This window comes from Hylemonella sp. P2_B10 (genome assembly GCF_056404875.1).
Window position 1 is genome coordinate 226,960 of record NZ_JBFUDE010000004.1, and the last position, 11,436, is coordinate 238,395.

Below are 11,436 nucleotides of genomic sequence, written 5' to 3' on the forward strand. Positions count from 1 at the left end.
CGCGTTGCTCTTGTTTTTAGTACAACCTTTGCGCCAGGGTACGCCAGCGCACCGACCCGCTGGCCTGTGGCGCGCACCCTGCCAAGCATCGGCAACTCTTGAACCGATTCAGCTGCCGCAAGGCGGCACGGCAATGATCTTTTGCCATCCAACCACGAAGGACTCCCCATGAACCGTTCCCTGTTGATGATCCCCGCGATGCTGTTGATGCTCACCTTGAGCGCCTGCGACCGCCCCACCACCGTGGTGGCCGTGCCCGTCGCGCCGGCACCTGAAGTGGTGGCGGTGCCCGTGCCGGTGCCCGGACCGGCGGGCCCCACCGGCGCAACCGGCAACACGGGTGCCACCGGCAACACGGGTGCCACCGGCAACACGGGTGCAACCGGTAACACAGGCGATACCGGCGCCGTCGGCAGGACCGGCTCCGGCACCACCGTGGTGGTGATGCCCGCAGCCTCGGCGCCCCGCAATTGAGGGAACGCCATGATCGAACTCGCCAACGCCCCCAAGCCCAAACCCAAGGAGCTGGAGCAGCAGAAGGCTGATTTCACCGCCGAGGGCGCACCACCCCATGGCCCGGGGCCAGCCGGCCCGGCTGACAAGCCGCAGCCGGAAAAGAGTGAGCTTGCCAACACCTCCAGCTCACCCGAGAACGGCCACCAGGGCCACCCCGAGCCCAGTTGAAAAAAAACTGCCGGGCAGTTGCGCAACCCAATGGGTCACGCAACTGCCCGGCAGCGTCTGAGCGTCAAGCTCAACGGGCGGGAATGACCACCACGGTGTCGCCGGTGCCCTTGGCGCCGGTGTTGCCCTTGGCACCGGTGCTGCCGGTATTGCCGGTGGCACCCATGTCACCTGTGGCGCCGGTCGCACCGGTTGCGCCCGTGCCCCCGGTGGCGCCAGTGCCGCCGGATGCACCGGTGGCGCCGGTATTGCCGGTAGCGCCCGTGTAACCGGTGTTGCCCGTATTGCCCGTGCTGCCGGTAGCGCCCGTGTAGCCGGTGTTGCCGCGGGCGCCGGTTTCACCCGTGAAGCCCTGCGGTCCGGCAGGGCCGGTGCAGGCTGCGAAGCTCAGTGTCACCAAGCTTGCGGCAATGGTTTTGGTCAGGTTGTTCATGATGTATGGTTCCTTCAATGGGAAGTAGGGAACACTCACGTCATGACGAGCAATCCCCCAGACTTGATCAGCGTCTGGCGTAGGCAAATCGGCGACAGCAGATCAGAACATCACCGTTGGTGGCGCGGGTCGGCAACCCAGGTGGGTCGCGTTTCCGTCCTTCTGCAGACTACGCCCAGCGCCACCACACTTCCGTGCGTTAGCGATCACAAATTGATTTTGAGGCGTGCGTTCACACGCCGCGTTGGGCCATGGGGCCACAAGGCGGATGTTCAGCCTTGCAACAGCTTGCGCACCGGCGCCGGCAAGCCCAGCGCGGACCACTCGCCTGCTGCGACCCACTGGCCTGGGCGGCCCCGCATGGCGCCCGCAGGCAACTGCACGCGCACCGGGTGCAAGTGCAGGTCCTTGTGCGTGAGCACATGCTTGAACCCCGGCAGGTCATCCAGCACCGCAGAAGCCGGCAGCGCGGCCGCCAGCGCCTCGCGGCTGTCAAACAACTCAAAGCAGTACAGCCCCGCCCACACCCCGGGCGTGGGCCGCTGGGTCAGCCAGACCGCGCCCGCCCGGGTCTGCGCCCACAACAGCCACAGCGACTGCGCGCTGCGCTTGAGCTTGCGTGTCTTCACCGGGTAGGCGGTTTGCCGGCCCTGCTGCCGCGCCACGCAGATGGCTGTCAGCGGGCAGAGCTCACACTGCGGCTTGCGTGCATTGCACAGGCTGGCGCCCAGGTCCATCACGGCCTGGGTGTAACGCGGCATGGTGGTGTGCAGGTCCTGGGTGGGCAGCAGCGTCTGCGCTCGCTCCCACAGCGCGCGCTCATTCGCGCTTTGCGCCAGATCAGCGTCGAAACCCAGCGCGCGCGTCAGCACCCGCTTCACATTGCCATCCAGGATGGCGATGCGCTCGCCATAGCAGATGGCGGCCACGGCGGCGGCGGTGGAGCGGCCTATGCCGGGCAGGGTCTGCAACAGTTCGGCATTGTGCGGAAACGCGCCACCATGCTGCGCCACCACCGCCTGCGCGCAGGCATGCAGGTTGCGCGCGCGGCTGTAGTAGCCCAGGCCGCTCCACAGGCCCAGCACGTCGTCCAGGTGGGCCGCAGCCAGGGCTTGGACATCCGGAAAGCGTTGCAGAAAGCGCTGGTAGTAGCCCAACACCGTGGCCACCTGGGTCTGCTGCAGCATGATCTCGGACAGCCACACGCGGTAGGGGTCGCGCGTGTTTTGCCAAGGCAGGTCGTGGCGCCCGTGGGTGGCTTGCCAGCGCACCAGGCGGCTGGCGAGGTCTGCAGCCATTGACCGGTTAGGCAGCCAGTGCGGGCGCAGCGCTTTGCTGCACCTCGGCGGCAGTGGGCTTGACTGGCGCCGGGTCGCGTATCAAGTAGGCCGTCAACTCCTGCAGCTTGCCGTCCAACTGCGTCAGCGCGTCGTCCTGGCCCTGGATTTCGTTGATGCGGTCGGCCAGGCCGCCGGCCGCCTGCTGGATGCGGTCTATGGCCTCGATGCGGCGCACGAAGTTGCGACGGCGTTCGCGCAGCTGCGCGTCCAGCTGCGCGGCGGCTGATTTGCTCCACAGTTCCACATCGCCCTGGGCCACGTCATGGATCACCCGCAGCCGGGTTGACAGTGCGCGCACCAAGCGGTCGGCAAACTCGGGCTGGGCCAGGCGGAAGGTGTTGCCTATGCCCAGGTACTGCAGGTGGCTCTTTTCCACCATGTCGAGGTCGCGCACGAAGCGGGCCATTTGCGGCTCGGGCGGTGCCTGCAGCGAAAAGCCGTGCTCGGCGTTCAGCTGGCGGAAGGTGGCGGCCAGCATGGCGTGGATTTCGCCGGACAGCGTCTGCACGCGCTGGAAATTGGCGCGCAGGCGGTCAAAGGTTTCGCCATAGGGGCGCTTCACGCCCAGCTTCAGGCCGGTCTTGCTCAAAGCCTCGGTCAGCTGCGCCATCTCCTTCTTCAGCGAAGAAGCCCCCAGGACGCCGAAGATCTCGCGCAGCAGCTTCAAATGCACCGAGCGCACCGCGTGTATCTTGGCGCCGCCCAGGTCAAACTCGGCCTGCTCCTGCGAGATGCGGGCGCGCATGTGCTTGATGACGGAAGCGTTCTTGCCCTGCAGGCCCTTCAGCTCCTGCTGCTGCTCGGCCAGGTCGCGCCGGCGGATGTTGATCACGCGCCCGGTCTCTGAGCGCAATTCGGAAATGCCCGTGGACACCGCCGTGCCCAGGATGCGCTGACGCTGGCCCATCAGCCCGTTGCCCAGCGCCTGTTCCAACGCCGGCAAATTGCTGCGCTGCAGCAACTCGGCATCGTTGTTGACCTTGGCCACCAGGCCCTTTTGCGCCGACACAGCAATCACCTGGCCGGCCGGCACGCCCAGCGTCTCGGCGGTGGTGGCGCATTGGCGGTCAATCTGCGCCTGGATCTGCGCCGGCGAGCTCAATTCGTCCCACAGCGTGTCTATCTTGTTCAGCACGATCAGCCGGGTGTCGGCCACGTCAGCGGTCTCGCTCAACAGGTGCTCACGCCAGATCGCCAGGTCCGACTTGGTGACACCGGTGTCGGCGCCCAGGATGAACACCGCCGCGTGCGCCTGCGGGATCAGGCTCACCGTCAACTCAGGCTCGGCACCTATGGCGTTCAGGCCCGGCGTGTCCAGGATCACCAGCCCCTGCTTGAGCAGCGGGTGGGCGATGTTGATCAGCGCGTGGCGCCACTTGGGCACCTCCACCATGCCCTGGCGGTCGACGGGCGGGTTGTCTTCAGGCGTGTCGGGGTGCCACAAGCCCAAGGCGCGGGCCTCGTCCTGCGTCACGCGGCGGGTTTCAGAGACCTTCTCCAGCGCGGCGGCCAGTTGCTGCGGGTCGTTCACATCCAGGTCAATGCGCGTCCACTTCTCGGGCACCATGCGCCATTCCATCAGGGCCTGGTGCTGCAAGCGCGTCTCTATGGGCAGCAGGCGCAGGCAGGGCGGCACGTCGGCGTCGTAGCCCATTTCGGTCGGGCACATGGTGGTGCGCCCGGCACTGGCGGGCATGATGCGCCGGCCGTAGCCGGCGAAGAACACCGCGTTGATCAATTCGGATTTGCCGCGCGAGAATTCAGCCACGAAGGCCACCATCACCTTGTCGGCGCGCACGTGGGATTCGAGGCGGCGCAGGCGCTCTTCGACAGCGGCGTCCAGCAGGTCGTGGTCGCGCATCCATTCGGCCAGCAGCTTCAAACGCAAGGCGAACTCGCGCCGCCACGTGCCGTGCTGGTCAAACTGTTCGTTGAAGGACGTGCTCAAGCCGGGTTTCTCCTGGAGCGGACATTGAATATATCACCGCACCCCCTGCCCGGTGTAACCACTTGTCCGCCCGGCCAGCACCGCTCGTCCCGGCGCCTGGGGTCACCGGGACTCAGTATTTCTGGCAGTTGGGGCAGTAAAAAGTGGAGCGTTGGCCCTGGCGCAGCGCCTTGATGGGGCTGGCGCAGACCCTGCACGGCTGACCCTCGCGGCCATACACCATGGCTTCGAGCTGGAAATAGCCGCTTTCGCCCTGGGCGTTGGAGAAGTCGCGCAGCGTGCTGCCGCCCTTTTGCACCGCCCGGCCCAGCACGTCGCGTATGGCCGCGTGCAGCCTGGCCGCACGCGGCCGGCTGATGGTGCTGGCCCTGAGGGTGGGCCGCAGCCCGGCCAGGAACAGCGCCTCGGAGGCGTAGATATTGCCCACACCCACCACCACGTCGCCGGCCAGCAGCACCTGCTTGATGGGCGCGCGGCGCGCGCGCAGGCCAGCGTGGAAGGCGGCGGCGTCGAACAGCTCCGTCAGCGGCTCCATGCCCAGGCCACCCAGCAGCTTGGCCGCGATGGGGTCCGCCTCGCCACCAGGTGCAAACACCACGGCGCCAAAGCGGCGCGGGTCGTTCAGCCGCAGCAGGCCGCGGCTGGTCAGCATGTCAAAGTGGTCGTGCTTGCCTGCTGGCGCCACGCTGCTGCCGGGATGAAAAGCCAGGCTACCTGACATGCCCAGGTGCAGCAGCAACAGGCCGCGGTCGAGGTCAAACAGCAGGTATTTGCCGCGCCGGCGCACACCGGCCACTGTGGCACCCACCAGCGCCTGCGGCGCGCAGCCCAGCGGCCAGCGCAGCGGCTGGCCCAGGCGCACGGCGCGCACAGTGGCGCCGCTAATCAGGTCCACCACGCTCAGGCGGGTGACTTCGACTTCTGGCAGTTCGGGCATGGCTGAGCTGACTAGTAAGGTAAAAAACAAGAAGAGAGCAGCCCTCACCCGTCACGACCTCGGTATGACCAGCCGCCGCCACTGCATACTAATGCACACCCGTGTTGACCCAGGGCAAACCGGCCACAAAGTCCACTTGACCCGGGCCCATATTGGATTCAATATCAAAAGCATGGCTTTCGCCTGACTTTGACGATCGTTGCGGCATAGAAAAAATTTCCCGTCCACAGGAGACTCGCACCATGGAACAGCGCCTCAGCTTCCAAGCCAAAATCCGTCTGCTCATCACCGTGGCCATCATCGGCCTGGTGGTGTTGGCCGCCTATGCGGTGATGCAGATACGCAAAGAGATCATGGATGGTCGGCGGGCGGAGCTGATTTCTGCCGTGCAGACGCAGTACAACATCGTCACCGGTTTCCAGGCGGCGGCGGCGGCCGGCAAGATGAGCGTGGAAGACGCCAAGAAAGCTGCCAAGGAGGCTGTCTTCCATTCCCGCTACGGCGGCGAGGACGGCAAGGCCAATTACTTCTACATACTCACCACCGATGGCTTCGGTGTCATGCATCCGTTCCTGAAGACCTGGTCGGAGCCCAAGACACTGCTGGGCACCATCAACAAGCAAACCGGCGTGGACACCGTCAAGACCTACATTGACGGCGTACGCGACGGCAAGAACGGCACCACGTTCGTCGAGTCTTTCGTGGCCCGTCCGGGCGATACCTCACCCGACGCCAAGGTGTACCCCAAACTGGCCTACCTGAAGCGCGTGCCCGGCTGGGAATGGATAGTCGGCTCGGGCCTGTACACCGACGACGCCGAGGCTCAGGCGCGCAGCGCCATGTTCAGCGCGCTGGCCATCGTACTGGTGGTGCTGGTCATCATCGCAGTCGCCGGCTCGTTGATCGCGCGCAACGTCATCAAGCAACTGGGTGGCGACCCGGACGAGGCCATACGCGCGATGAACCAGGTGGCCAGCGGCAACCTGTCCGTGAACATCAAGGCGTCGGACAAAGGCAGCCTGCTGGCCTCGCTGGCCAACGTGATGAATTCCTTCCGCAACACGGTGGTGCAGGTGCGCCGCTCGGCCGAAAGCATTCAGGTGGCCAGCAGCGAGGTGGCCATGGGCAACCAGGATTTGTCGAACCGCACCGAGCAACAGGCCAGCGCGCTGGAGCAGACCGCCTCCAGCATGGAAGAGCTGAGCGCGACAGTGAAGCAAAACGCCGACAGCGCCCGCCAGGCCAACCAGCTGGCCATGAGCGCCTCTAGCGTCGCCGTGCAGGGCGGCGAGGTGGTGGGCCAGGTGGTGGAGACCATGAAGGGCATCAACGAGGCCAGCCGCAAGATCTCCGACATCATCAGCGTCATCGACGGCATCGCCTTCCAGACCAACATCCTGGCGCTGAACGCGGCCGTGGAAGCCGCCCGGGCCGGTGAACAGGGCCGGGGCTTTGCCGTGGTGGCCAGCGAGGTGCGCTCCCTGGCCGGGCGCAGCGCTGAAGCCGCCAAGGAAATCAAGAACCTGATCAACACCAGCGTAGAGCGGGTGGAACAGGGCAGCGCGCTGGTGGATCAGGCCGGCACCACCATGGGCGAGGTGGTGGCCTCGATCCGGCGGGTGACCGACATCATGGGCGAGATCAGTGCTGCCAGCACCGAGCAAGCCCAAGGCGTGGCGCAAGTGGGTGAGGCGGTGACCAAGATGGACCAGACCACGCAGCAAAATGCTGCGCTGGTGGAGCAGATGGCCGCCGCCGCCGGCAGCCTCAGAACCCAGGCGCAGGACCTGGTGCAGGTGGTGGCCATTTTCCAGTTGCAAGAGCAAGGCCCGGGCGCCAGCCCCATGGGCATGGCAGCGCCTGCCCACACACCGGCCCCGCCGGCCCCCAAGCCCGCACCCGCAGCACCCCGCGCCATGGCGCACAGCACCAGCACGGCCAAGGCAACACCACCCAAGCTGGGCGCGGCCGCCAGCAAGCCCGGCGCGCCGAAGCTGAAACTGGCCGCCGTCAAGCCCGCGGCTGCAGCCAAACCGGTCGCCAGCCCGGCCGCAGCGCCCCGCGCACCGGTGGCGCCGGCAGTGGCCGCCGCGGGTGGCGATGACGGCGAATGGACCAGCTTTTAGCCAGCCAGCTGCGCGTCACGCTGCCCCACCTCAGCCTGGCCAGCGTGTCGCTGGCCGATGGCGAGGCGCTGGCCGACATCCGCGTGGCAGCCATGCGAGAAAGCCTGGAGGCCGTGGGTCACTTTGACCCGCAGCGCGCGCGCAGGCGTTTTCTGGACAACTTTGATCCTGCCTGCACGTGGTCTCTGCTGTGGCAAGGCGAGCGCGTGGGCTTCACGGTGGTGCGCAAGCTGGCCGACCACATCCACCTGAACCACCTGTATCTGCTGCCGCAGGCGCAAGGCCATGGCATAGGCGCCGACGTGCTGCGCGCATTGTTCGCCGTGGCTGACGGCGCAGGCCTGCCGGTGCGCGTGGCCGCGTTGACGCAGAGCCGCTCCAACGCCTTCTACCAGCGCAACGGTTTTCGCCTGGTGGACACCGCCGAATGGGACAACTACTACGTCAGGGCGCCCGGCAGCTGAAACTTGGGCACGGCACAGGCGCAGCGCCGCTCAGGCCGGCAGACGGCCCGGCCCGGTCTTCCAGCGCTGGCTGGCCGTCATCACCACCTCGTTGCTGGCGTCGCGCAGCGTCACGCGGCCGGTCAGCTCGCGCGGCATCGACCAGTCCACAGGCGGCAACACGGTCTCGGCCGTGATGGGGCCGCGCGCCTTTTTCAGGTAAGCGGTTTCCATGCCGGTGACGATCCAGCGGCTGCCGCCACCGGGCAGCTCGCGCGACATCAGCGCCAGGTTGGCCGACAACTCCGCCAGGTTGGTCAGCGCCACGGCGTGGATGGACTTCAGATGGTTGCGCACCGCGCGGCGGTCGCGCAGGGTGACGCGGGCCAGGCCCACATCGAGCTGCTGCACGCGCGCGTCTATGCTGGCCGCATAGGGCACCACGGTACCCATCAGCTTGCTGAACAGCCAGCGGCCGAACGGCAGACGGCTCAGTGAACGCCAGCGCGCCAGCACGCTGGGGGCTTGTGCTTGCCGTTGCATTTGCGTTGCGGGCGCAGCGTGGTGGGCCATGTCATCGTTGGGCATCGTGTTCTTTCGGTTCATGTTGTCGAATCGCCCGCAGCGCCGTCGGCTGCCAGGCAGCGCCAGGCCGCATCGCTGAGCGCGGGCACAAAGGGGTACGGGTCGCCACGCAGCCGGCCATCCAGCCACTGCCGCGCCAGGTCCTGCGCCGGGCCCATCAGCAGCGGGCCATACAACTCGGCCGGCAGGCGACGTAACTGGCCGTCTTCCAGCCAGGGCTTGACCAACGCCAGCAGGGCCTTGAAATGCCCGGCCGTGCGCTTGCGGACTGCCTGCTCATGCTCGGGCTTCAGCACCTGCATGCGCGCGAATAGAAAGCGCGCCATGTCCGGCTTGGTGACGATCCAGCTGATGTGCGTGGCCACCAGTGCGTGAATGGCCGCGCGCGGCGTGGCGGCTCCGCCCGCCCCGGCCAGCAGCCGCGCCCAGTAGTCGTCCAGCGCATCGCTGTACAAGGCGGCGGCAATGCCCTCCTTGGTGCCGAAGTGGTGGTAGATGCTGCCCACCGACGCCTTGGCGCGCAAGCGGATGTCGTCAATGGTGGCGGCCTCTATGCCCTTGTCGGTGAACACGCGCAGCGCTGCGGCCAGGATGGCGGATTTGCGGTCCGGGGTTGCGGGTGGCGGGGCGATGTCCAGGGGCATGAATGGAATAATATTCTAGAATTTCATTCTAGTCAAGATCGACGCACCAGATGCGTGGTCGGCGCGCGTGGCGCAACTGTTGATCAAGGAGGAAACGCCAACCGGGTTAGCGATGGCCGGTCAGCCTGGAGACAGGTGGCGTCCCCGACTCAGCAGCCTCTTACTGGCACAGCGTGTACACCAGCTTGTACTGCCCCTTGCTGACCATATCGGCCGCGCTGGCGCCATAGCCTATGAAGATGGGCAGGCCGCAGATGCTGCTGATGTTGGTGGCGCTCAGCACCGCCATGCTGTGCGTGGCCGCCAGCGTGCCGGTGTAATAGGCTGGGAAGCCATTGGCGCTATTCGCCGCCAGCCAGGTGCTGCCGTTGTGGAAGTACAGCGTGCTGCCGGCCAGCAGCGCCACGAAGACGGACCCGTTTGTGCCCACATCTGCACTGGCCACGGTGAGCTTGCCGGTCAGCGTCAGGCTGGTGTTGGCGCCGCTGGCCGTCATGCTGGCGGCAAAGGCGGTGCTGGTGACCTGTGCGTTCACGGCCACCTGGAGGTTGGCGGTGTAGCCGGCACTGTTGCTGCCGCTGGTGGTGGCCATTTGCAGCGAGTAGCCGTCGCTGAATACGTTGTCGGTGGCGTAACTGATCTGCTTCAGATTGGTCACGCTGGCGCTGTAGCCGCTGGCGGTGTAGACCGTGTTCAGCGTGTCCATGGGGAAGGTGAACTGCGAGGTGCGCACGATGTTGGCCGAGCTGGTGGCCTTGGCCAGGCTGGGGTAGACCTCGAAGTGCACGTGCGGCACGCGCCCCGAGTAACAGCCGGGGAAGATGGTGGTGAACGTCACCTGCCCATTGGCATCGGTCTGCTGCACACCGCGCAAATAGTTCTGACCGGTGACGCCGCTGGAGTACAACGAGTAGTTGCCATCCTGCGTGCAGTGCCACAGGTACACCGCGTAGCCGGCCAGCGGCACGCAGTCGGCGTTCACCAGCGTCAGCGTGATGGTCAACGGCACGCCGCTTGCCGTGCCACTGGCGCTGGCAATGCTGGTGCGTATGTCGCTGCGCACAATGCCAGACAACAGCAACGCGTTGACCACGCTGCCGTTGACCGTGTTGGAGCCGTCGCCCGGGTAGGGGCCACCGGTCTCGGACGGAACGATGGCGCAAACACTGGCGGCATGGGCGGCCGGCGTCAGCGCTGCCACCCCTACGCTGCTTGCCAGCCAGCCCAGCAGCTTGCGCCGGCCGCGCCGCTTGGCCGCACGCTGCTGCTGCTCGGCCAGTGCCTGCAGGTCATGGGCCAGGCCATGCAGGTGGTCTTCGGCGGTGTGGTCATCAGGGCTATGGCTGTTGTGTGCGACGGCTTGCATGGGTTGCTCTCCAGGTTCCAACGATGGGCGGTGACTACGGGGGTGAATGGCCGCAGCTTAAGGTTTGACTTGGGAGGAAATTGGTAAAGCCTGGAACAGTTTGTTGCAATTCCCAGATGCCGGGGCGCAACAATGTGTGTTTGCGTACAGAGCACTGTCCTACAGTGGGTGTACAAACCGGTTCACGGCTGCGCCATCCGCGTTTTTCGCTCTCGCCGGCGCCGCCACAAGAAGCTTCAAGAGCAAAACACTACCGAAACGGAGTCCACATGTTTTCCACCCGACGCAATCTGTTGAAAGTCTCGCTCGCCGCCGCCACCGTCTGCGCGCTGGCCGCGCCCATGGGCGCCGCGATGGCCGCTGGCGCCGATGACCTGCGCACCGACGCCAACCAGACCCTGGCCACGCTGTACAAGACGCACCCGGGTGCCGAGCGCCTGGGCAAGTCGGCCAAGGCCATCCTGATCTTCCCCAAGATCATCAAGGCCGGCCTGGTGTTCGGCGGCAGTTATGGTGAAGGTGTGCTGCTGAAGGACGGCAATTTCGACGGCTTCTACAACTCCGTCTCCGCCTCCTGGGGTTGGCAGGCCGGCGCCGAGTCTTACGGCTACGTGGTGTTCCTGATGAACAACAAGGCCACCAGCTACCTGAGCAAGATGAAGGGCTGGGAGTTCGGCGTTGGCCCGCACGTGACGCTGGTCAACGAGGGCGTGGCCAAGAACCTGTCGACCGTGACGCTGAAGGACGACGCCTATGCCTTCGTGCTGGATCAGCAGGGCCTGATGGCCAGCCTGAGCATCGAAGGCACCAAGGTCACCCGCATCAACAAGAAGTGAACCGGCTGAGCGGGCCCTGACAGCTGGGGCAGCAGCCTGTAACGCACAGGCTGTTGCCCACGCTGTTTAAAGGGCTCTCTCCAAGCTGCGTTCA

The 11,436-nt window shown here is 66.1% G+C and carries 12 protein-coding genes; 5 read left to right on the forward strand and 7 right to left on the reverse strand.

Features of this window, described 5'->3' with window-relative positions:
* Positions 1-168 precede the first annotated feature (168 nt).
* Both AC1DX2_RS18865 and AC1DX2_RS18870 read left to right on the forward strand, forming a co-directional pair.
* The gene (locus AC1DX2_RS18865) at positions 169-474 is read left to right on the forward strand and encodes a hypothetical protein (protein WP_477197938.1); all 306 of its coding nucleotides are present in this window, start codon (positions 169-171) and stop codon (positions 472-474) included.
* Between the two features lie 9 nt (positions 475-483).
* Positions 484-684, forward strand: a complete 201-nt coding sequence (locus AC1DX2_RS18870; protein WP_477197939.1) for a hypothetical protein — start codon at positions 484-486, stop codon at positions 682-684.
* Positions 685-754: 70 nt separating this feature from the next.
* Here the strand turns inward: AC1DX2_RS18870 and AC1DX2_RS18875 are convergent, their stop codons facing one another.
* From AC1DX2_RS18875 to mutM, 4 genes are all read right to left on the reverse strand, one after another.
* Positions 755-1,117 (reverse strand): collagen-like protein, encoded by a 363-nt coding sequence (locus AC1DX2_RS18875; RefSeq protein ID WP_477197940.1) that lies wholly within the window; start codon positions 1,115-1,117, stop codon positions 755-757.
* Between the two features lie 272 nt (positions 1,118-1,389).
* Complete coding sequence (gene mutY / locus AC1DX2_RS18880; RefSeq protein WP_477197941.1) at positions 1,390-2,415, reverse strand: A/G-specific adenine glycosylase; 1,026 nt, start codon at positions 2,413-2,415, stop codon at positions 1,390-1,392.
* A gap of 7 nt (positions 2,416-2,422) precedes the next feature.
* Entirely contained in the window at positions 2,423-4,405 is a 1,983-nt protein-coding gene (locus AC1DX2_RS18885; RefSeq protein WP_477197942.1) for a dynamin family protein, read from the reverse strand.
* A gap of 112 nt (positions 4,406-4,517) precedes the next feature.
* On the reverse strand, positions 4,518-5,342 hold the full coding sequence (gene mutM / locus AC1DX2_RS18890; RefSeq protein WP_477197943.1) for a bifunctional DNA-formamidopyrimidine glycosylase/DNA-(apurinic or apyrimidinic site) lyase: 825 nt from the start codon (positions 5,340-5,342) through the stop codon (positions 4,518-4,520).
* Positions 5,343-5,584: 242 nt separating this feature from the next.
* Between mutM and AC1DX2_RS18895 the strand changes: the two genes are divergently transcribed.
* Both AC1DX2_RS18895 and AC1DX2_RS18900 read left to right on the forward strand, forming a co-directional pair.
* Complete coding sequence (locus AC1DX2_RS18895) at positions 5,585-7,468, forward strand: methyl-accepting chemotaxis protein (protein ID WP_477197944.1); 1,884 nt, start codon at positions 5,585-5,587, stop codon at positions 7,466-7,468.
* Entirely contained in the window at positions 7,453-7,932 is a 480-nt protein-coding gene (locus AC1DX2_RS18900) for a GNAT family N-acetyltransferase (protein WP_477197945.1), read from the forward strand. The genes AC1DX2_RS18895 and AC1DX2_RS18900 overlap by 16 nt, the downstream gene beginning before the upstream one ends.
* 30 nt (positions 7,933-7,962) lie before the next feature.
* On the opposite strand, the gene AC1DX2_RS18905 is transcribed toward AC1DX2_RS18900, so the two are convergent.
* From AC1DX2_RS18905 to AC1DX2_RS18915, 3 genes are all read right to left on the reverse strand, one after another.
* On the reverse strand, positions 7,963-8,499 hold the full coding sequence (locus tag AC1DX2_RS18905) for a DUF4442 domain-containing protein (protein ID WP_477197946.1): 537 nt from the start codon (positions 8,497-8,499) through the stop codon (positions 7,963-7,965).
* A gap of 14 nt (positions 8,500-8,513) precedes the next feature.
* The gene (locus tag AC1DX2_RS18910; protein ID WP_477197947.1) at positions 8,514-9,140 is read right to left on the reverse strand and encodes a TetR/AcrR family transcriptional regulator; all 627 of its coding nucleotides are present in this window, start codon (positions 9,138-9,140) and stop codon (positions 8,514-8,516) included.
* A 160-nt stretch (positions 9,141-9,300) separates the two neighbouring features.
* Positions 9,301-10,506 (reverse strand): dioxygenase family protein, encoded by a 1,206-nt coding sequence (locus tag AC1DX2_RS18915; RefSeq protein WP_477197948.1) that lies wholly within the window; start codon positions 10,504-10,506, stop codon positions 9,301-9,303.
* A gap of 269 nt (positions 10,507-10,775) precedes the next feature.
* Here AC1DX2_RS18915 and AC1DX2_RS18920 point away from each other — a divergent pair, with 269 nt between their 5' ends.
* A complete protein-coding gene (locus tag AC1DX2_RS18920; protein ID WP_477197949.1) occupies positions 10,776-11,342 on the forward strand; it encodes a lipid-binding SYLF domain-containing protein in 567 nt (188 codons plus the stop codon).
* Positions 11,343-11,436 lie beyond the last annotated feature (94 nt).

Coding starts and splice junctions, on each gene's coding strand:
- AC1DX2_RS18865 (WP_477197938.1), top strand. CDS start 169: ATGAACCGTTCCCTGTTGATGATCCCCGCGATGCTGTTGATGCTCACC.
- AC1DX2_RS18870 (WP_477197939.1), top strand. CDS start 484: ATGATCGAACTCGCCAACGCCCCCAAGCCCAAACCCAAGGAGCTGGAG.
- AC1DX2_RS18875 (WP_477197940.1), bottom strand. CDS start 1,117: ATGAACAACCTGACCAAAACCATTGCCGCAAGCTTGGTGACACTGAGC.
- mutY (WP_477197941.1), bottom strand. CDS start 2,415: ATGGCTGCAGACCTCGCCAGCCGCCTGGTGCGCTGGCAAGCCACCCAC.
- mutM (WP_477197943.1), bottom strand. CDS start 5,342: ATGCCCGAACTGCCAGAAGTCGAAGTCACCCGCCTGAGCGTGGTGGAC.
- AC1DX2_RS18895 (WP_477197944.1), top strand. CDS start 5,585: ATGGAACAGCGCCTCAGCTTCCAAGCCAAAATCCGTCTGCTCATCACC.
- AC1DX2_RS18900 (WP_477197945.1), top strand. CDS start 7,453: ATGGACCAGCTTTTAGCCAGCCAGCTGCGCGTCACGCTGCCCCACCTC.
- AC1DX2_RS18905 (WP_477197946.1), bottom strand. CDS start 8,499: ATGCCCAACGATGACATGGCCCACCACGCTGCGCCCGCAACGCAAATG.
- AC1DX2_RS18910 (WP_477197947.1), bottom strand. CDS start 9,140: ATGCCCCTGGACATCGCCCCGCCACCCGCAACCCCGGACCGCAAATCC.
- AC1DX2_RS18915 (WP_477197948.1), bottom strand. CDS start 10,506: ATGCAAGCCGTCGCACACAACAGCCATAGCCCTGATGACCACACCGCC.
- AC1DX2_RS18920 (WP_477197949.1), top strand. CDS start 10,776: ATGTTTTCCACCCGACGCAATCTGTTGAAAGTCTCGCTCGCCGCCGCC.